Genomic DNA, 20,054 nt, shown 5'->3' with positions numbered 1-20,054 from the left:
GTAGCCGGATTTGCACTGGTTGCTGCCAGGCTGGCGGTTGGGGTTCTGGGCATGCGCGGCATCGCGCTCTCCCGGTGTGACGCAGGTGCCGTCGCCTTCGTAGCTGTCGCGGTAGACGTAGCCGGATTTGCACTGGTTGCTGCCAGGCTGGCGGTTGGGGTTCTGGGCATGCGCGGCATCGCGCTCTCCCGGTGTGACGCAGGTGCCGTCGCCCTCGTAGCTGTCACGGTAGACGTAGCCGGATTTGCACTGGCCGTCCGGCCGGCTGTTGGGATCATCGGCGATGCTGCTCGTGATCGTGGGCTGGGATGGGGAGCCGATCGCAGCGGATGCGGGTAGCGCGAATGCGGCGGCGGTGAAGACCACCGCTGTGACGCAGATGCCGAGGCGCGAGATGTGTCGTCCGGGGGACGGGGTGTGGAGGTCGTAGGCCATGTTGTGCTCCTTGACGTGTGTATCCGACGGGAAGAAGCGCCGGAACGAGCCGGCCTCGCCGTGTTCGAAGAGGCCACAGGTCCAGTAGGCGGGCGCACGAAGTCCAATGCCTGCCACGAAAAGAAGTGACTTGACAAGAAAGAGCGTCCTCGGTGGACCGGGTCGGCGCGGCCCGCGCACGACGGTCACTCCTACGAGAAACCGCAGACAGGGGACCTGCTTGCCGACGAGGGCCGGCTGGGGGTCTGCCGGGCGCGAGGTGGCTCGCGGCGCCTTGGGCTCGCGGCGGACGCGTGCTTGCGTAGGCGGCTGGTCGAATACGCCGAGAGTCGTGTCGGGGCGGCGGTGGTCGTGGGCCCTGACACGCTCAGGGCGAGTTTCTGGCCCTGGGCCTTGGCGGCCTCCTCGTAGAGGGCCGGCATCTGGCCGGGGGCGACCAGGCCGGCCGCTTCGGCGATGACCACCGTGTTGGTCTCCGCGACGAAACCGCCGTAGATCTCCGTCCGGCCGGCGGCCGCCTCCAGGGCCGCCTGGTCGGAGCGTGAACGGATCCGGTGGCCCCTCATCGTGGACCGCGCTCGGGAGATCGTGGACGGGTACGCGCCGCTCAAGGTCACGCTGCGGCAGGTGATGCACCGGCTCGCCGCCGAGGGCGTGCTGCCGCACAAGCCGTCGATGTACCGGCGGCTGTCCTCGCAGCTGGTCCAAGCTCGGCGGGAGGGCCGCTTCCCCGACCTGATCCACCATCCCCTGACCCCGCCCGGCGACGCCGCCCCACCCGCAGACCGGGGGATAGGAGGCGGCGCCAGAACATGACCAGCGACCTGTCCGGGCGGGTGGTCGCACGGCTCGGTCACGGCGCCGGCCTGCTGTTTGACCGATCGTTCGAGGGGGGGACGCCACCTGCGGCCAACTGCCGACGGGCTATCAGCAGGGGCGCGGCGGGTGGGCAAGCCCCGCCGCACGAGGGGCTTGCCCGGCATCGGGCCCGCAGGGCGGCATGATCCCCGAGGTCGTGATGCCACCGTCCGGGAGGACAGGGTCCGGACCCGGCCGATCCCACCTCTCAGGCTGTGGACCGGAGTCATGCGACGAAACAAGCAGGAGAACCCGGGCAGACTCGAGCGCCGTGATCCCGACGAGCTGCGGCGCGCACTCACGCGCTACGCGCCTCCCACCCCGACCCGATTTACCGCTTCGTTCCGTTCGAGCGGCCGCAGATGTTGCTGTCCCTGGCCGAGTCGGGCGACATTCTCTGGAGGGTTCGGGTGGAGCTGCCCGCGGAGAGGGCCGGCCTGCGTACGTACGTGCCTGCTGGCCTGCTTATGCGGGTGGGGCGATCATGATTTCGGTTCCGAGGCTGTTCATGCGGGTGTCCTTGTACATGGTGGTTTCGCCGTCGGACCAGCGGATCATGAGGTCGTTGGTGAGGCCGTCGCTGGTGAACTGCCCCGTGGTCATGATGACGCTGTGGGTCCAAGTCTTGTTGGGGCCGTGGATGGGCTGCTCACTGCCCAGGCCGCCGGTGGTGGTGCCGACGTAGTTGTTGAGCGCGCCGCTGGTCCAGCGGACCATGAGGTCCCATTTCTGGTTGCCGGAGTACTGGCCCGCGGTCAGCAGGGTGGCGTCCATCCAGGTGCTGTTGGGGTCCTTGAGCTTGTACTCCTGGCCCATGGTGCCGGCGCTCACGTTGGTGAAGAGGCTGAGTTCGCCGTCGGACCAGCGGACCATGAGGTCGGTGACGTAGGTGGTGGCGTTGAAGCGGCCGGCGGCGATCTGGGTGGCGTGGCTCCAGATGGATCCTGAAGGAGCCATTTCGATTCCGGCGCCGAGGCCGTTGGAGCCGACGTCTCCGTGCAGGGTCATCCTGCCGTCGTCCCAGCGCACCAAGAGGTCGAACTCACCGGTGCCGGTGAAGTCGCCTGCGGTGATGGTGGCGACCGGCTTCCACCCGGCGTTGGGTGCCAGGAGCTGCCGTTCGGGACGGAAGCCTCCGTTGCCGTCACCGGGGTAGAGGGTGGCTTCGCCGTCGGTCCAGATGACGAGCAGGTCGCTGTGACCGGTGCCGGAGAAGTTGCCGGAGGCCATTTGCTTGGCGTGCTTCCACGTCTCGCCGCTTCCCGGCAGGACCGGACCGTCCGTCGGAGGCTGGAAGGTACCGCGGCGGACGTTCTTCGGTCCGATGCCGTTGTTGGCGTCGTTGTAAAGGTCCTGGGCGTCCTTGCCGTAGAGCGGAGCGTAGGAGATCCAGTCGACGTCGCCGCCGCCGCCCATGCCCCCGACGTTCCCGATCACCTCTCCAGTTCTGGCCGAGGCGTTGTATCCCCTGATCCAAGGGCCGCCGGAGACACCACCGTGGTAGCCGCCGCACTCCATCTGCATCTGCCGGAACCCGTGCAGCCGACGGGTCGGTACATCACAGCGGATGGCCTTGTGCTGGCTGTTGTCCTTGGCGTGGGACGGGTAGCCGATGACCGTCACGTTGTGGTCGTACGACGTCGATGTGGTGAAGGTGAGGGCGCCCACGACATCCTCGATCGCGCCCCTGCTGTTGGGGCGACAGTGACGAAGGCGAAGTCCAGGTCCGAGACCGCGGCCCTTGTCTGGCCCGTGCTGGGGTAGCGGGGGTCTTTGTAGACATCGCCGACTGCGAAGAGTCCCCAGGGCTGGTTGGCCGGGATTTTGAGGAACTGGTACTGCGGTACGAAGACACGGTGGGTGGCCGCGTTCAGGCCGTTCGCACAGTGCCCCGCGGTGAGTACCAGGCTCTTTCCCTTGCTGCGCACGACGCTGCCGGTGCAGTAGGTCGCGTTTCCGCCGACCGGCGTGCCGTCGAAGAAGAACGTCCCCACCATCGGGAGGCCGTCGAAGTGCGCGGCGTGGGGCGTGTCCCGTGGTGCAGCGGCGGGCGAGTTGGGTGCTGACGGAGCTTTGGGACCGGCGTCGCGGGCGGCGTCGATCGGCTTGGCCTGGGCCATCCGCTCAGCTGTCCAGTACTGCTCGTCCGCGCTTGGGGCCCGGGAGGCAGGGGGCGATGTGGGGGTGGACGCGGGAGAGGGGGGAGCGCATACCGCTGGTGCGGGCGGAGTGGGAAGCACCGACGCGGAGGGCTTGGAGCCGGCTAAGTCTGAAGGGCTGGGTGTGGGGGGCGACGACGAGGCTGAGGGTGAGGGGAGGGTTATGCCGGCCGGAGAGGGAGCGGCCGACGCTGCCAGGGCAGCAGGGGCGGTGAAGAGCACGGTGCTGGTACCGAGCGCGAGTGCGGTCAACCATCTTGATCTCAATGACTTGCTTCCTGAGTGCAGCGATGACGCCTGGCCAGCGCAGTGTGTTGGTGCGTCAGTTCGATGAAGAGGGCAGAGTAGGTAACGGTGTGAAAGATCGTCAAAGAACTAAGACAGGAGGCAAATAGTGCGATTACGGGCATGGGTCGGCGCGGCGGCCATGACGATTCCGCTGTACCTGGCACTCGGAGCCGAGGGCGCGCAGGCCACTCCGCTTACGGATGTGCCATCGCCGCTTCCAAGCGGCACCGACCAGCCGGTTCGGCCTGGAGAGCAGGTCAGCGTCTCGGTCGGCCTACAGGACTCTGTCGGCAACGGCGACAGGGTCTTCTCAGAGGCGTTCACCGCCGATGGCCGGATGAGGATGAACGACCCGCAGGTCACCGCGGTCGTGACGATCTCGTGCACCGCTGCGCCCGGGGTCTACGAGGTGCGCGTCGGATCAGGCGGGGACCGCAACCCCTCCGAGGTCACGCGGCTCTGGGGGCGGGTCCGGGTGGCTCCGGCTGAAGACACGGATCGTGAAGCGTGCGCCAGGCGGGTCTCCGGGCTGCCGCCTGAGCCCCAGGAGGAGCACTGGCCCGCGGACGTGGAATGGCCCGCGAGCCCATGGGACGTGCGGTCGGTGAGGGCCGGCGGGGAGCTGACGGCGACTGACGGCCTGGGGGCGGGCGGCGACGGAAGTGTCACGTTGACCTCGCCGGTGTTCACACGACCAGTCGTCATGCACGGAGCGAGGCGGGTCTCGGCGGTCGTCCGTATCAGGTGCGACGCGAAACCAGGCCTCTACACCGTGGTCTGGCAAGAGAAGGGGGCGACGTCAAAGGTCTGGGCTCGACTGCGGGTGGAACCCGCAGCCCCTGACTGCCGAGACCCTGCCCCGACGCCGGCCGACCTGTTCAAGAGCGCGCCCGCCTGGCTGGCGGCAGGCATCTGTGCTGCCGCGCTTGCGGCGGGGGTACGTGCCCTGAAGCGGAAGCGGCGTGCCCGCTCTCCCCTGGCATCGTAACCGCGCTCCGGAACGAGTTGTAAATCCTGTTCGCCTGCGCCCCCGATAAGTATTCCGGTTATTCCTGCCGAACCATAAGAAGGGCGCCCCGTCGCCTTCTGAGAGCTGTTGAATCGAGCGGTATGGGAGCGTCGTTCATCGTGGCTGAAACGGTTCCGGAAATGACTTGAAACGTCACCCGGCTGCACGTTCGTCGAGTCGTGGTGGCAGGTCAAGTCCACGTCTCGCCAGGTCAGGCGGGTGTGGAGATATGCTTTACGCCGCTGCGGCTTGAAATAGCACACCTGTCGCGTGCTCACCCGATAAATGGTTGAGTGGGGAACCTCGGTACTTGCTCAAATCTGTTGATCATCCCGCGAAGATCGCTAGTGTTCATTCTGTTCCACCGACCACGACACTAGGTAGATCAGGGAATATCACGTGAAGCTCAAGAATTCAGTTCATGCCGCGATGCTCACCACGGCACTGATAGCGGGAACCGCTGCCCCGGCCATCGCCGCCGGCGGTGGTTCCGCAGTCAGTGCGGCGGACCGGGTCACGGCCACGGTGCAGAAGGCCACCGGTACCGCGGGACGTTGCACCTGACAGCACCAGAGGCACGGTCATGGCGACGGACCGCGGGCTCGTCACCGTGACGACCCCGGCCAGCGCTGACGGGCGGGTGACCGTGGCGGCCTCCGACGGTTCGGCGGTGACGATGACCTTACCCGCTGCGGTCGGCGCCGCAGGTACCACCTCGGCGGCCGGCACCACCCACCGTCTATCCTGACGCGGCCGCGCACACCGACCTCGCCACCCAGGCCACCGTCGGCGGTGGGGCCCGGGCCCTGGTCACCCTCAAGGACGCCAAGGCCCCCACCACACAGCGCTTCAACCTCGGTCTCCCCGAGGGTGCCGGCCTGGTGGCCGATGGGAACGGCGGCTACGACATCGTCACCTCGGCCGGCGGAGCAGGCCTCGTCGCCCGGGGCCACATCGACGCCCCGTGGGCGAAGGACGCCAAGGGCAACTCGGTTCCCACCAGGTACAGCCTTGAGGGCAACACCCTCGTCCAGACCGTTGAGACCGGCCCCGACACCGCTTTCCCCGTGGTGGCCGACCCCCATTACACCTGGGGCATCATCAGCGGCACCGTGTATTTCAACAAGAAGGAGACCAAGGTCCTCGCTCTCGGCGGGACCGTTGTGGGTTGGCTGCCGCACCCGGCCGCGGTCGTCGGGGGCCGCTCCCTCGCGGGCATCGCGGGGTACGCAGTTGCGACCGATCAGTGCATCAAGTTCAAGGTCAACCCCGCGCTGGCACCCCTTTCCCCGGCGGCAGCCGTGGCCGGAAGCGGCACTTACAAGGGCAGCGCCGGCGACGGATACTGCAGGTAAACAGACCGGCAGCCACGCGTTCCCGAACAGGGACGACGGCTGGCCCTGGCAGCCGAAGAGACACATTTCGGCTTCCGATTCAGAAAGGTCGCGGAATGGACACTCTCACCGCTCTGGCGTCGGCCGCTTTCGGCTCCACCGTATACCTTACGACTCTGTCCACGGTGAAATGGCTGAATCAGCTGAACCCGCGTGTTAAAGTCGCGGGTCTGGTTGTGACCGGCCTGGTTCTGTGCGCAATTATCGGGACTATCGCGGTCGCGAGCCAGAGTGTCGTGATCGGATTCATCGTAGGCGCCGGCCTGACACCGCCCGTACACCGATGGATCCTGCACCGCCGCCGGCACGTCGCCAGTTCTTGACCTTCGACGAAGGCGAATATCAGAGAACCCGATAGCGCCCCTCGCGTCGTTCGATGCTGCGGGCGAGGGTGGTGTCAGCGACATCCCACAGGTACGGCGGTGGGCCCCAACGAAGTCCTTCTTGGGGCCCACCGCCGTCCGCCCGGAACGCGCACCGGAGCAGGACACCAGCCCAACAGTGTCAGCGGGACTGTCAGCGCTCGGATGCCGACGGAGGACGAAGCCGCTCAACTGCGCATCGGGGGCGTGCACACGAGTTCCACCGAAGGTCGTGGTCCTCGCCCGATGCCAACACCAGCCACGCACTCCATGACGATTCTATCGAAGGGCGGGTCGCGGGTACCGGTGGGCGACGGGGTCGGGGCTTGTCCCGGCGGCGGATGTCGGGCCGGGCCGGTGGTCCCGGCAGGTGGTGGAGGCGGCCGATCCCGAGGCGGTGCGGGCGGCGCTGCGGGGGATCGAGGCGGGGGTGACGGCGGACCGGCTGACGCAGGCCCTGGGGTGCCGCTCCCGATCCTGCGGCCGAGGGTGACCGCATCGGCGGTCGGCCACCTCGTCCGTGCCGGCCTGCTGGTTTACCTCGGCGGTGAAGTCGCCTTCCCCGTCGTCCACCCGGACCAGGTGGCCGCGCCGGCCCGCCGCCGGGACCTGCCCGCCCTCCTCGACCGGCACGTGCCTCTCGGCCCGGACCAGGCCGCCGGCCTCACGACCGGACAAGTCGCCCTTCGGCGACGGAACGGACCGGATGGTCCCCCGCGCCGATCCTCGTCAGCATCTCCGCCACGGAGTCGAAGTAGTCAGCCAATGACGCGTACTCGCCGGTGACCGTGGGCGCACCCACGAACCATGTGTCGATACGTCCGTCCCTCGCGTCGATGAACTGTCCCCATCCAGCCGTCCCGGTCCGACGGGAACGGGATCCACTCCTCGCGCCAGTCGCCCCGACCGGACAAGGGGTGATTCGCGTAGAGCTTCTCCATCGCCCGGATGCCCAGAAAGAAGCTCCCCTCGTCCGGGAACCCGGCGTAACCGCAGCAGGCGACGTCGTCGTCCACCGCGTCCTCGGGGAGATCCAGGTTGTTCTGCAGCAGCCACGCCCGCAGTTCCTGAGTCAATGAGAGACCCATGCGCTCCTCGGCGGCCGCGAGCATGTGCTCCGGGGCCGGGCCGGGCAGGTCCGCGTGATCGGCCGGAGCATGCTCCCGGAGGAGGTTCATTACGCGGGACCAGCTCTGCACCGCACTCATTCCCCGCTGCCTCTCCGCACGGATTCGCTCTGCCGCTCAACGGGCTCACCTACGGTAGTTCGAACACCTCCCTCAACGGCGCGGCTGCCCTGTGCGTTGCGGTTCTCAACCTGACTCGACCCGAGTCACCCGATCAGTGGCCACTCTGAAAAAGCTCACTGAGCGGGAGAGCACCGACGGGGGAGGAGTGAACACCACCGGCCGCGACCTCGGACTCGGACACGAGGAACACCCGCTGCTCGGTCATCGGGTTCGCGACATCGCCTCCGGCACCGAGGGCGAACCGATGACCGTCGTCCGCGAAGAAGCCGCCGCCCACACCGGACCACGCCGGACCCGCCGCGCCTACATCTGCCCCGAGCGAGCCGGCGGCCGCGCACTACCGACCGCCCTGGGCAGCATCGAATCCCTCGCAGCGCCCTGATCGCTCCGGGACCGCCCTCGGCTACGAAGGCTCCGCCCTTCCTGGCGCGGACGGCTTCGCCGACCGGGCCATCGCCCTCGGCGACCGCCCGTCCCTGCTTCATCACCCGGGTTTCAGCAGCGGCTGCGCGAGGTGCTGACCTGTTTCGATGCGGCGCTGCAGCTGGGCACCACGGGCGGGGTGGACATCGTCAGGAGGTCCGGCGATCCGTGGGTCAAGGTCTGCCTGCTGGGCGAGCGGGAGGAGTCGGTCGGCATCGCTGCAACGCCCCACCCTCGGCGGCTTGTAGTTGGGCCGGACTGCTGATTCGATCGAGCGCGTCGCACGTGCTTCTCTCCCTCGCGCACCCGACCGACCCAAGCTTCGTTCGAAGGTCCGTCGCGTATCGAACCGAGGAGTATGAGCAGTGGAATCCGACAACGACACCTCGCCGGCCCCGCCGAGCCCGCTTCCTCGCCGTGCCGGATGGAGCAGACCCGGCCTCGTCGCCTCGCTCGCCCTGCTGCTGGCCACGGGGGTGGTCGGCACGGTGTCGGCAGCGGCTCGGGACACCGGGGGCCGGTCCGGCGTCTCGAACACGTCGGCCGTCGGGGACGACAAGTGCAAGGGCCGCCCCCACAAGGGGCGTGACTGCGAAAAGGTCACGGCCGGCCCCAGCGGCCCTCCCGGACCTGCGGGCCCCTCGGGCCCGCCCGGACCGTCAGGACCGGCTGGATCCCCTGGTCCTTCGGGTCCGCCCGGACCGTCAGGCTCACCTGGCCCTCAGGGCATTCCCGGCCCCTCGGGTCCGCCCGGACCGTCAGGCTCTCCCGGCCCCTCGGGTCCGCCGGGACCCGACGCGTTGCCCTACCAACGCGAGTCCGCCGACATCACGGCTGCTCCCATGGCGAACACCCAGGGCTTCGCGGTGTGCGATCCCGGCGACATCGCGACCGGAGGGGCGTACACGCTGACGAGCCAGAGCCTCTTCGTCGCGAACATGAGCCTGGACGGATTCAGTGGGTGGCAGGTGAGCGTCGTCAACAACTCTGCCTCCCAATCGACCTTCAGGGTCCGCGTGGTCTGCCTGGACGTCAGCTGACCACGACCGACCACGCAGCGCCGGCGGGTCCCCACTCCGCCGGCGCTCCGCCACAGGGGACCGACGACCCCCCTGGACGCGTCCGCGCGGTGCGCTGCCTTCGGCACGGCCGGCTCCTCGCTCAAGGCCGCGGCATTTTTCGACCGGGCCGGCTCCCAAGAGCAGACCTCCGACCACCTCGTCCCCCACTGGCGCCTCTACGTGTTCGTCTCCCTGCTCGCCGCCCGCCTCGGCGACGAGACCACCGCCGTCGCCGCCCAGGACGCAGCGACGGCGGAGCTCCCCGCGACCCTGCCCTGGTTCGCCACCCACCTGCGGATGCACCGCGGGCTGATGCTCGCCCGTGCCGGCGACAGCGCCGCCGGTACCACCCACGCCCGCGCGGCGCCGGAGGCCCTCCCGCCGGATAAGCACTCCCTGACCCTCCGACTCCTCATGACGGAAGTCGAACAGTCCTGAGCTTGACGTTCATCGTCTGGCTCCGGGCTGAGGGGCTCGCGGGGAAAGGCGTTCAGATCCAGTTGCCCCAGCCGAACGTGGCGATATAGGCGCGGCGGACGGCGTCCCAGCCACGGCCGCTACCGATGTGAATCACTGCCAGTGCAATAAGGAACCAGGCCGTGAAGGCGCCGGTAATGATCAAGGTCCATCGAGGGCCGGAGAAGCCGGCGACGACGATCAAGGCGATCACAACTGGCCTACCGACCCCCGATCGCGGTACGGCCCGGTCGCGCGGTACAACGCGTCGATCCGTCATGAGGACAGTCCGGCGCATCAGGCTGCAACGACCGGTGGGCCTGACCGCCCGGTGGCTTCGGCCCGCACGTGCGCATACGGTCCGGGCCGTCGGGCATCCGCTCAAGGTGATCGAAGCCGAGTCGCCCCAGGGCCAGGACCCGCCCCCGGAAGCCCTCCCACCGGTCCACCCGGTCCATGCTCCGGACGCGTCCCATCGAGCCCTCGCGGCCGCTGTGGCCCCACGGGAGGACGAGGATTCCTGGTAGCCCACCGCCTCTACGGGCTGGGCCGTCCGGGACCTGCTCTTCCACTGCCTCATGGACGGCCGACGCGGCCTCGTGGCCCTGCGGACCCACCCGGTGGCATCCTCCGCCGGTCGGCGGCCCAGACCCGACGGGTTCGTCGCGGCAGCCACGGTGGCAGCAGCCCTCGCTATGCCATCGGCTGAGACCGGGTTGACCCTCCCCCTACGCCAGGCTTGAGGCTGGTGGCGACGAAAGGGCAGGTGGATGAGCTACTCCGTTGGACAGGTCGCGGCATTCGCCGGGGTGACGGTGCGGACATTGCACCACTACGACAAGGTGGGACTGCTCTCGCCCAGCGACCGCAGCCATGCCGGATACCGGCTCTACAGCGAGGCCGACCTGGTCCGCCTCCAACAGATCCTCTTCTACCGCGAGTTGGGCTTCGTCCTCGACGAGATCGCCGCGATGTTCAAGGACCCGCAGGTGAATCCCGTGGAGAAGCTTCTGGCCCGGCAGCAGCAGCTGAACGAGGAGATCGCCAGGCTGCAGCGGCTGGCGGAGGTGGCGGAGCGGGCGATCGAGGTCCAGAGGACCGGGGTGCCCCTTACGCCCGAAGAACGCTTCGAGATCTTCGGCGAGATCACCTTCGACCTGAGTTACGCCACCGAGGCAGAGTTGAAGTGGGCGCATTCCGAAGGGCCGCGCGAGGCGATGGCGCGCGCGGAGGCGCACACCAAGGAGGACTGGCGCCGGCTCATGGGTGAAGCCTCCGCGTGGCGTGCGGAACTACTCGCGGTCTTCGACGAAGGCGAGTCGGCCTGCGGCGAGCGGGCCATGGACCTCGCGGAGGAACATCGATTGCACATAGCACGCTGGTTCACCTCCTGCCCGCCCGACATGCACCGGCGTATCGCGGACGACTTTGTCGCCGACCCACGCGCTTTCGCTCTGGTCGTACCGCCTGCGCAGCAACGTCCGGGCCTGGCCTCGTACACGCGCAAGGCGGTCTACGCCAACACGGCCCGCCACGCCGGTGACAGCACCAACGGTGAGGAGAACCGATGAGAATCATGATCGCCGCGGCGGGATCGCGCGGCGATGTCGCGCCCTACACGGGCCTGGGCGCCGAACTGCGCCGGGCCGGCCACGACGTCGTCCTCGCCGCCACCGACACCTTCGAGCCCCTGGCGCGCGACGCGGGACTGGAGTTCCACAGTCTGCCCGCGGACACGCGGGTGCACGGCGACGTCACCAACCAACGTGACCTCATACGGACCGCCTCAGCCTTCATCACCCAGCTGGGTCTGGGCTTCGCCGACGCGGTGGACAAGGGAACGGACCTGCTTCTGCTGTCGACCACCACGGCCCCCTCGGCTGGCACCTCACCGAGTCCACGGGTATACCGAGCCTCGGCGTGTACCTCCAGCCCACCGCACCGACCGGTGACTTTCCTCCCGTCGTGACCGGCACCCGTTCACTGGGCCGACTCGCCAACCGGGCAACCGGACGCTTCGCCTTGCGGATGGCAGACCGCGTCTACGCCCAGGCGGTCGCACAACTGCGCCACCGCCTCGGCCTCCCCCTGGCCTCCCCCGCCACGCTTCGCCGACGGCAGGAACAGGCGAACTGGCCCATCCTGCACGGCTTCAGCACAGCCCTGGTGCCCCGTCCCTCCGACTGGCGCCCCGGCCTGGACATCGTCGGCAACTGGTGGCCCCATCACCATCCGGAGGAGAGGCTGTCCTCCGAGCTCGAGGACTTCATGTCGGCCGGCCCCCGGCCCGTCCTCATCGGCTTCGGGAGCATGGCGTCCGGCGACGGTGAACGACTGAGCGAGATCGCTGTGCGAGCCCTGCGCCGTGCCCGACTGCGTGGCATCCTCCAAACCGGCAGCGCTGCACTCGCCGCCGACGGGGACGACGTGCTCACGATCGGGGACGTGCCGCACGCCCTGCTGTTCCCGCGGCTGGCCGCGGTGGTCCACCACGGCGGGGCCGGCACCTCCGCCGCGGCGCTACGCGCCGGCGTGCCCGCCGTCCCCGTGCCGGTCACCGCCGATCAGCCGTTCTGGGCAGGGCGACTCGCCGCCATCGGCGCCGCCACCGCTCCCATCCCCTTCCGGTCCCTCACCGCCGAACGGCTTGCCGACTCGCTATGCCAAGCAGTCGAGCAGCAGTCATACAGCCAAGCCGCCGCGACGGCAGCACAACACATGGCGACCGAAGACGGAGCACGAAAGACACTCAAGGCCATCCAACAGTTGACTGATGGATGACAAGACCCGAACCCTGCCAGTAACGGGGAACGGCATAGCACGCGGCCGGCTCGCCGTCCTGGACGGTGACGGCTCCGCGCACGCCATCGACGGGATCGTGCTGTACACCGCGACCGGGGCCCGCGTCCCGAACGGCAACCGCTCCATCTCCGTCATGCCCTGCCAACGCACGACGACGGCCGTCCGGGCCTGGCGGTGCAGCGCGCTGCGGGCCACGTTCGCGAGGCGCACCCCGGCGTGGACGTCGCCGGGGTGCTGCGCATCGTGCCGGACGTCGCCTGTCCGCCGATCGACTGCGCCGACGTCGCGGAGTGGGTGGCGCGGTACGACATGCCGAACGCGCTCCGGGCCGGGGCAGGCCGGCGGGAGTCGGCCGCCCCCGCGCGCGCCTCGTGCGGGGATCACGAGTGTGGAGTGTAGGCGGGCAGGGGTGCGGTGATCGTTCTTCCGCCGCGGCGGAAACGGATGAACATGGTGGGAGCGAGGGTTTTGACCAGGCGTGCTCACCGACCCGGAGGACGACTCGTCCGGCGCTTCGTGCTGCACGCGAACGAGCACGTCCCGCTGCACCGTGTGGAGGACCGCGACGGCCGCTGGATCGCCTTCGAGTACGACGCTTCCGGTGCGCCCACAGCCATCGTGCATCACGGCGGGTACCGGCTGAGCGTCACGCCGTGCCACGGGCGGATCACGGCACACCCAAGGCCCGCGCATGGCCGCCCGGCTGATCGATGCGCTTCCGTGTCGAGTGGGCGGCTGCAGCGTCCGGTGCCGGCAGCTTGGTGAGCCGGGACAAGGGGCCCCTCGACGCTTGCCGGCCTGAACGCCCACCCGGCGGCAAGGCCGGTGAGCGACGATCAAGCTGTTGTCAGCCGCTGGTTCTAAGGTCGGCCCTATGACATCAGACCTGGTCCAGGACTCATGGACTCGCATCGACGCGTGGCTGCGCGAGCACGCGCCCCGCACGTTCGCCACGCTTCGGCCGCCTGCAGGTGGCGAGGAGATCGCGGCAGCGCAACAGGAAATGGGGGTCACCTTCCCTCCGGACCTGGTCGCTTCGCTCCTCCGGCACAACGGGGCGCTGGAGGGACCTGAGGCTTTCCGCTTCAGCACGGGCGACCGGCTGCTCGGAGTGAGCGGGATCCTCGGGGACACCGGGTTCATGCGCGGCATCGACCAGGGCCTCGACGGGGAGACCGAGGACTACTGGCTTCACGATTACGTGAAGTTCGGTTCGTACGACGTGACGTCGGACGGTCTTCTGACGGATTGCCGTACCGGGCGGGACTCCTTCGGTGCGATCGGGCGGTTCTTCGACGAGACCGGCACCGGTTTCGGGAAGGCCGACTCGCTGGGTGAGTATCTGGCCGAATTGGCCGGGATGCTCGAGCGCGGCCAGGACGCTGGTGTCGTCACGTTCAACGGACGGCTGTTCTGGGAGGGGCGTCCGCCTGCCAGGCCGCAGTACAGCGCCGACGAGCCCCTTCCCGCACCGGATGAGCAGCTGCCGGAGCTGGACCTGTCCTACAGCCCCACCGACCTCCTCCACGTGAGCCACCTGGACGGGCATGAGGAACTCGGTGCACTGATCGCGACCCTGCCGTACGAGCAGGTGGTCGACGCCGCGCGGAAGCAGCTGCGCAGACTGGCGGTCGAAACGGGCCTGAACAACTACCCGGAGGTCAAGACGGCCCTGGACGCGTGGGAGCTCGGTGTGCCCCCGCCACAGCCGGACCGGACCGGCCCGCTCGCCTTGCGCCTCCGCGCGGTGCTCGCACAGGCCGACACCGGCCGAGACCACACACGCAGGTGGGCCGCGGAGAAAATAGCCCTCGGGATCTGGGGGTCCCCGTACAGGTCCGTGTGCGAGAGCGCGGAGACCCGGAGTCACTTCACTCTCGACTGGCGTGCGGACCTGCATGCGGACCTGGGCGATCAGCCCCTGCCACCGATACCTGACGACCGATTCTGGGGGGCGCTGCGCAACCCCGCCATCGACTCCAGTTGGTACGCGGCCCAGTACCGCCAAGATCAGGACTGACCCCAAGGGTTTCGGTTCCGGGTGAGCGCTTCATGTGGCGGTCAACGCCAGACGAAGCGCTCACCGAGGATCTTCAGCGCTGCCTCTCCAGCGTGAGGATTGCCTTGACGATCGACGTCATGCGGTTGGGGCTGCACCGGGACCCGCAGGAGATCCGCCAGGACTTCAGGCTCGCGACACCGCTTCAACGGGCGCTCGTGCTGCGGCCGGCGCCCGGTTGAGGGTCTGCCCCGTCACACGGCGTGGCGGGGTCGGGGCGTTCGGGGGCTGGGTCATGATCGGCTGCGTGAAGACTTCCGGACGCCTGGCCGCCCTCGCGGTCGCGGGCTTGCTCGCCGCACTGCCCGCGTGCTCGGAGCCCGACGGCCGTGGCGGTGGTGGGGCGGGGGTCCGTACGGGCGCAGACGGGAGGGCGAGTGCTCGGCCCGGCGTGGACACGGCTGGGACGGCGGCACCTCGAACCGGGTTCCGGGGCGGGCACGCCGCCGCCTCAGGCGCCGGTGACCCGTACTTCCCGGAGCTGGGCAACGTCGGCTACGACGTCACCCACTACGCCCTCACCCTGGCCTACGACCCCGACAGCGGCCGCCTCGAGGGCACTGCGGAGATCACCGCGAAGGCCACTGCGGACCTCAGCGCCTTCAATCTCGACCTCCTCGGCATGCGGGTGCTGAGCGCCACCGTCGACGGGCGCGAGGCCCGGGTTCGGCAGGACGGGCAGGAGCTGACCCTGCGGCCGCACGATCACCTCAGGAAGGGCGCCGCCTTCCGCAGCGTCGTGCGCTACGCGGGCACACCGCAGTCGATCACCCATGACAACGGGTGGCGCGAAGGTTGGTTGAAGACGGACAACGGAGCAGTCGCCTTCGGTGAGCCGACGGGCTCGATGTCCTGGTTCCCGGGCAACCACCACCCCTCGGACAAGGCCTCGTACGACATCACCGTCACGGTTCCCAAAGGGGTGCAGGCGATCTCCAACGGGCGGCTGCGCGCCCGACGCGTCAGCGGCGACCGTGCCACCTTCCACTGGCACCAGGCCGAGCCCATGGCCAGCTACGTGGCGACCGTAGCCATCGGCAGCTACGACATCAGGACCTCCCGAACCCGATCGGGCGTCCCGGTCGTGTCGGCGATGGACACGACCGCGAGCGTGGACGAGGCCGGAGAGGTCCTCAGCAGGTTCCCCGAGATCATGGAATGGGCCGAGGGCAGGTTCGGTCCCTACCCCTTCTCCGCCGCCGGGGTGATCGTCGATCAGGCGGCCGATGTGCCCTACGCCTTGGAGACCCAGACGCGGCCGACCATTCCGGCCGCCATCTTCCACACCACCAACGTGGTGCACGAACTGGCCCACCAGTGGTTCGGCAACTCCGTCACCCCGAGGACCTGGCGGGACATGTGGCTCAACGAGGGCTTCGCGACCTATGCGGAGTGGCTGTGGACCGAGGACCACGGCGGGGCCAGTGCCCAGGATCACTTCGACCGCAACCACGCCAAGGCAGCGGACGACGACGAGTGGGACTTCCCGCCCGCCGAGCCGCCGAGCGCCTCGGACATCTCCGGCCAGCCGGTGTACGTGCGCGGAGCGATGGTGATCCACAGGATCCGTCAGACCGTGGGCGACAAGGCCTTCCGTGCCCTGGTGCGCGGCTGGACCCTGCGTCACCGCCACGGCCACGCCTCCACGGACGACTTCACCGCGTACGCGGAGGCCAAGGCCGGCCGGGACCTCGACCCGATCTGGGACTCGTGGCTCTACGGTGACGGCAAACCCGCGTGAGGGGGTCGACGCGGTGTCAGGTTCTGATGCGCCGGTGGGCGGTCTCGACGAGCTTCATGTACGTGTCCCAGTTCCACACGGGCCCGGGGTCGTCGTGGGTGGACAGCGGGATCTCGACGTGGCCCACGATGTGGTCGCGGTCGACAGGAACGTCGTACTTCGCGCAGATCGTGGCAGCGAGTACGGCGGATGCCTCGTACATCCCGTCGGTGTAAACGGGCTGGTCGGTCCAGCCTTCGTGTTCGATACCGATGCTCCGGTGGTTGTGCCAAACACTGCCGGAGTGCCAAGCGACGTCGCGCTCGCGCACGCACTGAGCGATCCGCGTGCCGGTTGCGCTGACCACGTAGTGCGCGGACACCCTCTCGGCGGGGTCCTTGAACTTGGACAGCATGATCGGCAAGTGGTCCGTCGTCAGATGAATGACGACGTATTCGATGGGATAGTCCTCGGGACGGTCGGAGGACGTGTAGTTGGACTCGGATGCCTCGACCCAGACGGCGGGGGCGTAGTCCACCAAGGCCTGGCGACGCCTGGTCGTAGGCGGCCCGGCTGCGGCGACGGGATCCTTGAGGACAGGACTCGGCAGCGCAACCTTCAGCTTCGCGTCGGACTCCATCAGCCGGGGCAGCTCCACAGCGGCCAGAACAGTACCCGCTGCGCCGGCAGCTCCCCACAACAGCTGTCGACGGCTGAGCGGGCTGTCTTCCATGGCCACTCCTCATGAGGTCGAGCGGGCAGGCAGAGGACGACACGCCGCGAATCATGGCATCACGCTGGATAAGCGGCGCATCTCGTAGTCTGATCCTTCACCGGTGCCCGCACCCCGGCAAGCCGATCCTCCACCACTCGGCGCACACCCTCACCCCTGACCGGGCCCGTCCCCGTCCGTAGGCGTCACCCGTTTCGCTGTCCTACAGGTTCGCCATGCCACCACCCGTCCCGGCCCTTGCCTGTCAACGGCGCTGTCATCCACGGGGTTCCTTTGCCGAGGTTTCCGGTGACATCCGTGCCGGACCGGATGAGGGCAGAGACCTCACGGTGTCGTGGGCGGGGATGGCGTAGAGGCTCACGGGTTGAGGTGCCAGATGGATGCGTTGAGGGCGGTCGCGAAGGCCACCCACAACAGGTAGGGGACGAGGAGCAGCGCCGCGGGAAGGCTGAGCCACCGGAAGCGGACGACGGTCGTGCCGAGCGCGGCCAGGAGAAGCAGGATGTCCAGCAGCGCAAGCCCGTACTGGCGGGCTGCGAAGAACAAGGGGGTCCAGGCGAGGTTGAGCGCGAGCTGGATGGACCACCAGGTCAGTGCCGTTCGGACGCGGTCGCGGTCAGGGTGGCGCCAGACCAGCCAGGCCGCGATGCCGATCGTGGCGTAGAGAGCGGTCCAGACGGGCCCGAAGAGCCACGCTTGGCTGTTGAGCACCGACCTGAACGCCGTACCGATCACGCACCCGGCTCAGAAGCAGGCTTTCGCGGACCTGCTCGCACGCTTGGAGGAGGTGGACGTCATCGAGTCCACCGATGAAGAGATCGCCGCAGCCCAGGCCGAGGTGGCCAAGAACATGGGGTGGTAGGGCCCCAGCGACATTCGGGCTGGGATGGGACTCGCTCGAGGTTCGTGATCGCGGGTTTCCTCGAAGGGCGCCTCGACCGGGTCGCTCGCACGGGGATTCGCCGGACGTGGGGGGCGGCCTTCGTCTGATGATGTGCTCCGACCAAGGTGCACGTGACCGAGACGAAGGCCGTGAGGGTGAGTCTGCTGCTTGACGCTGTTAGGACGGAAGCGTTCGCGGAAGCGTCACGCTTCCGGGGATCTGGCACGTGTTCGGCCTGCAGCCATGGCGGACCGAGACGTTCAAGATCTCACCGGGCCCGTTCCTGATCGACAAGATCCGCGATGTCGTCGGCCTCTACCTGGCCCCGCCGGCCGATGCGGTCGTGTTCGCGGTGGACGAGAAACCGCAGATCCAGGCTCTGGAGCGGACCGCCCCGGTACTGCCGATGATTCCAGGAGTGCCCGAGCGCCGGAGTTTTGACTACGTCCGGCACAGCACGGTCGACCTGTTCGCCGCCCTGAACACCGCGACGGGCAAGGTGATCACGAAGCTGTCCGCGCAGCACAGGGCGGTGGACTTCCGTGACTTCCTCGACGAGATCGACCGTCAGACCGACGAAGGCCTGGCGGTTCATGTGATCTGTGACAACCTCTCCGCCCACAAGGCGCCGGTGGTGCATGTTTGGCTGCTCGCGCACCCCCGCTTCCAGCTCCACTTCACCCCCACGCGAAGCTGCCGACCAGACGCTGACCTTCCTCGCCCTGGAGGGCCGGGTCAGGAAGATCCACGAGGGCTTTCACCGGACTTGTCGCCTCGGCCTGGGAGTGCCCCTGGGAGGCTGTAGGCGCCGGTCCGTCCCGCCGCCGCGGCACCCGCCGCGGCCCGGCGGGGGAGGGTCGGGTCGGGGGCCGTGCGTAGGAGTAGTAGCTCGTGGTAGAGCGGGGCGGTCGCCGCGACCAGCACGCGCGGGTGTCCGCCGGGCCCGGCAGCTCCCCCCGCTCGACGGCGCGGGTGACGACCACCGCGCAGCGTGCGTAGCGGTCCTCCCAGAAGCGGGTCAGGGCCCCCGCTGCTTCGGTCGAGCGGAATCCAGCGGCGATCAGCGCCGTGGTCAGGCTGGGCCCGCCACCTGCCAGGGCCTGGTAGACCTCCTGGTTGAGCGCGGTGAGGTCCCCCTCCAGCGACCCGGTGTCGGGCGGGCTCCACGTGTCGTCGGACGCGGCGTCGAGTACGTCGGCCAGCAGGCCACCGACGTCGCGCCAGCGTCGGTAGACGGTGGTGCGGTGCACGCCCGCCCGTTCGGCGACCGTTTCGACGGTCAGCCCGTCGTACCCGCCCGCCGTGAGCAGCTCGCCCACCGCAGCCAGTACCTGGGCCCGGACCCGGGCGCTCCGCCCGCCCGTCCGGCGCCGCGGTGTGGCCGAATCCGGGCCGCCCAAGCGCAGGGCGACGCCGACTTCCTCGACCGGCTCCGCGACGCCGGGCTGCGCGTGCGGGAGCGTCACGGTGACGACGGCACCCTGGTCGGCCACGCGGTGGCGCTCCCCGGGGACCGCGCGGACCGCGGGTTCCGGCCGGTGTGGTTCTCCGGTTCGACGCTCGCCTACGACCTGTCCCTGCCCCGCGTCCACGAACGCTTCGAGCCCGTCGTCACCGCGGCCGAACTGGGCGCTGGCCGAACACCGGATCCGTGAGGCCTCGGCGCTCCTGGGCCGCGCCGGACGAGCTGATGGTGCCGGGTGATGTCGCCGCGCTCGGTGGCCTCCTGGCCGTCGCCGCCGAGCACTCTCCGGCTCTGGCCCGTGGCCGCGTCCGCGCGGCGGCCGACGCCTTCGAGCAGGCGGCCCGGCACCGCGCGCAGGAGCTCCGGGCGCAGGCGAAAGCCGCCGCGGAGGCCGCCGTCCTGCTGCGCGAGGCAGCCGCCCTGACCGGCAGCCCGCCCCCGACGACGAAGCCGCGCACCGGTCGAGTGGTGCGCACCGCACACCGTGGCCTGCCCGCCGCCGGGCCCGTTACCGGTGTACCGGCCTGCCCGCGCCCGGGGCAGGGTCCGCCGGACCGGCCCGCCACATCAGCCACTTCGCCGCGCTGACCTGCACGTTCGCCGCTGTCCACAGGCCGACGGCCGTAGAAGGGAGGTGTCCGCCTCCGGGTGTGAGGTGCCTGGACGCACACCGAAAGGGCACGGCCGTGGCAGAGAC

At 69.2% G+C, this 20,054-nt stretch carries 22 protein-coding genes and 4 pseudogenes; 15 read left to right on the top strand and 11 right to left on the bottom strand.

What is annotated here, in order from left to right; all coding sequences use genetic code 11:
- On the bottom strand, positions 1-435 hold a 435-nt coding region (locus ACGFYY_RS35365; RefSeq protein ID WP_393715822.1), incomplete at its 3' end, for a hypothetical protein.
- A gap of 191 nt (positions 436-626) precedes the next feature.
- Entirely contained in the window at positions 627-1,001 is a 375-nt protein-coding gene (locus ACGFYY_RS35360) for a hypothetical protein (protein WP_393715820.1), read from the bottom strand.
- Position 1,002: 1 nt separating this feature from the next.
- On the opposite strand from ACGFYY_RS35360, the gene ACGFYY_RS35355 reads away from it, so the two are divergent.
- On the top strand, positions 1,003-1,251 hold the full coding sequence (locus tag ACGFYY_RS35355; RefSeq protein WP_393715818.1) for a hypothetical protein: 249 nt from the start codon (positions 1,003-1,005) through the stop codon (positions 1,249-1,251).
- A gap of 507 nt (positions 1,252-1,758) precedes the next feature.
- Here ACGFYY_RS35355 and ACGFYY_RS35350 read toward each other — a convergent pair.
- Both ACGFYY_RS35350 and ACGFYY_RS35345 read right to left on the bottom strand, forming a co-directional pair.
- Positions 1,759-2,961, bottom strand: coding sequence for an FG-GAP repeat domain-containing protein (locus tag ACGFYY_RS35350; RefSeq protein ID WP_393715816.1), 1,203 nt, complete (start codon positions 2,959-2,961; stop codon positions 1,759-1,761).
- Entirely contained in the window at positions 2,913-3,413 is a 501-nt protein-coding gene (locus tag ACGFYY_RS35345) for a trypsin-like serine peptidase (protein ID WP_393715814.1), read from the bottom strand. The genes ACGFYY_RS35350 and ACGFYY_RS35345 overlap by 49 nt, the downstream gene beginning before the upstream one ends.
- A 1,735-nt stretch (positions 3,414-5,148) precedes the next feature.
- Between ACGFYY_RS35345 and ACGFYY_RS35340 the strand changes: the two genes are divergently transcribed.
- The gene (locus tag ACGFYY_RS35340) at positions 5,149-5,313 is read left to right on the top strand and encodes a hypothetical protein (RefSeq protein ID WP_393715812.1); all 165 of its coding nucleotides are present in this window, start codon (positions 5,149-5,151) and stop codon (positions 5,311-5,313) included.
- Between the two features lie 317 nt (positions 5,314-5,630).
- Positions 5,631-6,104 carry a hypothetical protein gene (locus tag ACGFYY_RS35335; protein ID WP_393715810.1) on the top strand — a complete coding sequence of 158 codons (474 nt, stop codon included), beginning with the start codon at positions 5,631-5,633 and terminating at the stop codon, positions 6,102-6,104.
- A gap of 680 nt (positions 6,105-6,784) precedes the next feature.
- Here the strand turns inward: ACGFYY_RS35335 and ACGFYY_RS35330 are convergent.
- Entirely contained in the window at positions 6,785-7,183 is a 399-nt protein-coding gene (locus tag ACGFYY_RS35330; RefSeq protein WP_393715808.1) for a hypothetical protein, read from the bottom strand.
- A gap of 80 nt (positions 7,184-7,263) precedes the next feature.
- Positions 7,264-7,617, bottom strand: a complete 354-nt coding sequence (locus ACGFYY_RS35325; protein ID WP_393715806.1) for a hypothetical protein — start codon at positions 7,615-7,617, stop codon at positions 7,264-7,266.
- Positions 7,618-7,900: 283 nt separating this feature from the next.
- On the opposite strand from ACGFYY_RS35325, the gene ACGFYY_RS35320 reads away from it, so the two are divergent.
- The 3 genes from ACGFYY_RS35320 (at position 7,901) to ACGFYY_RS35310 (ending at position 9,677) form a co-directional block, all read left to right on the top strand.
- A complete protein-coding gene (locus ACGFYY_RS35320) occupies positions 7,901-8,137 on the top strand; it encodes a hypothetical protein (protein WP_393715804.1) in 237 nt (78 codons plus the stop codon).
- Positions 8,138-9,020: 883 nt separating this feature from the next.
- Positions 9,021-9,218 carry a hypothetical protein gene (locus ACGFYY_RS35315; RefSeq protein WP_393715802.1) on the top strand — a complete coding sequence of 66 codons (198 nt, stop codon included), beginning with the start codon at positions 9,021-9,023 and terminating at the stop codon, positions 9,216-9,218.
- Positions 9,219-9,419: 201 nt separating this feature from the next.
- Positions 9,420-9,677, top strand: coding sequence for a hypothetical protein (locus tag ACGFYY_RS35310; protein WP_393715800.1), 258 nt, complete (start codon positions 9,420-9,422; stop codon positions 9,675-9,677).
- A gap of 52 nt (positions 9,678-9,729) precedes the next feature.
- Here the strand turns inward: ACGFYY_RS35310 and ACGFYY_RS35305 are convergent, their stop codons facing one another.
- The gene (locus ACGFYY_RS35305) at positions 9,730-9,909 is read right to left on the bottom strand and encodes a hypothetical protein (RefSeq protein ID WP_393715798.1); all 180 of its coding nucleotides are present in this window, start codon (positions 9,907-9,909) and stop codon (positions 9,730-9,732) included.
- A gap of 556 nt (positions 9,910-10,465) precedes the next feature.
- Between ACGFYY_RS35305 and ACGFYY_RS35300 the strand changes: the two genes are divergently transcribed.
- The 4 genes and pseudogenes from ACGFYY_RS35300 (at position 10,466) to ACGFYY_RS35285 (ending at position 14,517) form a co-directional block, all read left to right on the top strand.
- Entirely contained in the window at positions 10,466-11,266 is an 801-nt protein-coding gene (locus ACGFYY_RS35300) for a MerR family transcriptional regulator (protein WP_393715796.1), read from the top strand.
- Positions 11,263-12,476 (top strand): annotated as a pseudogene (locus ACGFYY_RS35295) (glycosyltransferase). Before ACGFYY_RS35300 ends, ACGFYY_RS35295 begins: the two are co-directional and overlap by 4 nt.
- A 237-nt stretch (positions 12,477-12,713) precedes the next feature.
- Positions 12,714-12,896 (top strand): hypothetical protein, encoded by a 183-nt coding sequence (locus ACGFYY_RS35290; protein WP_393715794.1) that lies wholly within the window; start codon positions 12,714-12,716, stop codon positions 12,894-12,896.
- Between the two features lie 475 nt (positions 12,897-13,371).
- Entirely contained in the window at positions 13,372-14,517 is a 1,146-nt protein-coding gene (locus ACGFYY_RS35285; protein ID WP_393715792.1) for an SMI1/KNR4 family protein, read from the top strand.
- Between the two features lie 73 nt (positions 14,518-14,590).
- Here the strand turns inward: ACGFYY_RS35285 and ACGFYY_RS35280 are convergent.
- Positions 14,591-14,751: pseudogene (locus ACGFYY_RS35280) on the bottom strand (IS5/IS1182 family transposase); the annotation flags it as partial.
- A 40-nt stretch (positions 14,752-14,791) separates the two neighbouring features.
- Between ACGFYY_RS35280 and ACGFYY_RS35275 the strand changes: the two are divergent.
- Entirely contained in the window at positions 14,792-16,297 is a 1,506-nt protein-coding gene (locus ACGFYY_RS35275; RefSeq protein WP_393715790.1) for a M1 family metallopeptidase, read from the top strand.
- Positions 16,298-16,313: 16 nt separating this feature from the next.
- Here the strand turns inward: ACGFYY_RS35275 and ACGFYY_RS35270 are convergent, their stop codons facing one another.
- Entirely contained in the window at positions 16,314-17,009 is a 696-nt protein-coding gene (locus tag ACGFYY_RS35270; protein WP_393715788.1) for an N-acetylmuramoyl-L-alanine amidase, read from the bottom strand.
- A gap of 357 nt (positions 17,010-17,366) precedes the next feature.
- A complete protein-coding gene (locus ACGFYY_RS35265) occupies positions 17,367-17,720 on the bottom strand; it encodes a TspO/MBR family protein (RefSeq protein ID WP_393715786.1) in 354 nt (117 codons plus the stop codon).
- Between ACGFYY_RS35265 and ACGFYY_RS35260 the strand changes: the two genes are divergently transcribed.
- Both ACGFYY_RS35260 and ACGFYY_RS35255 read left to right on the top strand, forming a co-directional pair.
- The gene (locus tag ACGFYY_RS35260) at positions 17,713-17,871 is read left to right on the top strand and encodes a hypothetical protein (RefSeq protein ID WP_393715784.1); all 159 of its coding nucleotides are present in this window, start codon (positions 17,713-17,715) and stop codon (positions 17,869-17,871) included. The two genes, ACGFYY_RS35265 and ACGFYY_RS35260, sit on opposite strands and share 8 nt — an antisense overlap.
- 226 nt (positions 17,872-18,097) lie before the next feature.
- Positions 18,098-18,586: pseudogene (locus ACGFYY_RS35255) on the top strand (IS630 family transposase); the annotation flags it as partial.
- A gap of 41 nt (positions 18,587-18,627) precedes the next feature.
- Here the strand turns inward: ACGFYY_RS35255 and ACGFYY_RS35250 are convergent.
- Positions 18,628-19,292 (bottom strand): annotated as a pseudogene (locus tag ACGFYY_RS35250) (TetR/AcrR family transcriptional regulator).
- A 96-nt stretch (positions 19,293-19,388) separates the two neighbouring features.
- On the opposite strand from ACGFYY_RS35250, the gene ACGFYY_RS35245 reads away from it, so the two are divergent.
- Together ACGFYY_RS35245 and ACGFYY_RS35240 are read left to right on the top strand one after the other, a co-directional pair.
- The gene (locus tag ACGFYY_RS35245; RefSeq protein WP_393715782.1) at positions 19,389-19,547 is read left to right on the top strand and encodes a hypothetical protein; all 159 of its coding nucleotides are present in this window, start codon (positions 19,389-19,391) and stop codon (positions 19,545-19,547) included.
- Positions 19,544-19,945, top strand: coding sequence for a hypothetical protein (locus ACGFYY_RS35240; RefSeq protein WP_393715780.1), 402 nt, complete (start codon positions 19,544-19,546; stop codon positions 19,943-19,945). Before ACGFYY_RS35245 ends, ACGFYY_RS35240 begins: the two co-directional genes overlap by 4 nt.
- Positions 19,946-20,054: the final 109 nt, after the last annotated feature.

Source organism: Streptomyces sp. NPDC048331 (assembly GCF_043201215.1).
GTDB lineage: Bacteria > Actinomycetota > Actinomycetes > Streptomycetales > Streptomycetaceae > Streptomyces.
Note: the sequence above shows the minus strand (reverse complement) of the source record. Positions and strands in the feature narration are given on the sequence as shown.

Excerpts from the sequence above, each read along its gene's own strand:
- ACGFYY_RS35270 (WP_393715788.1), bottom strand. The coding sequence starts at position 17,009 with ATGGAAGACAGCCCGCTCAGCCGTCGACAGCTGTTGTGGGGAGCTGCC.
- ACGFYY_RS35285 (WP_393715792.1), top strand. The coding sequence starts at position 13,372 with ATGACATCAGACCTGGTCCAGGACTCATGGACTCGCATCGACGCGTGG.
- ACGFYY_RS35275 (WP_393715790.1), top strand. The coding sequence starts at position 14,792 with ATGATCGGCTGCGTGAAGACTTCCGGACGCCTGGCCGCCCTCGCGGTC.
- ACGFYY_RS35300 (WP_393715796.1), top strand. The coding sequence starts at position 10,466 with ATGAGCTACTCCGTTGGACAGGTCGCGGCATTCGCCGGGGTGACGGTG.
- ACGFYY_RS35345 (WP_393715814.1), bottom strand. The coding sequence starts at position 3,413 with ATGGCCCAGGCCAAGCCGATCGACGCCGCCCGCGACGCCGGTCCCAAA.
- ACGFYY_RS35360 (WP_393715820.1), bottom strand. The coding sequence starts at position 1,001 with ATGAGGGGCCACCGGATCCGTTCACGCTCCGACCAGGCGGCCCTGGAG.
- ACGFYY_RS35325 (WP_393715806.1), bottom strand. The coding sequence starts at position 7,617 with ATGCTCGCGGCCGCCGAGGAGCGCATGGGTCTCTCATTGACTCAGGAA.
- ACGFYY_RS35315 (WP_393715802.1), top strand. The coding sequence starts at position 9,021 with ATGGCGAACACCCAGGGCTTCGCGGTGTGCGATCCCGGCGACATCGCG.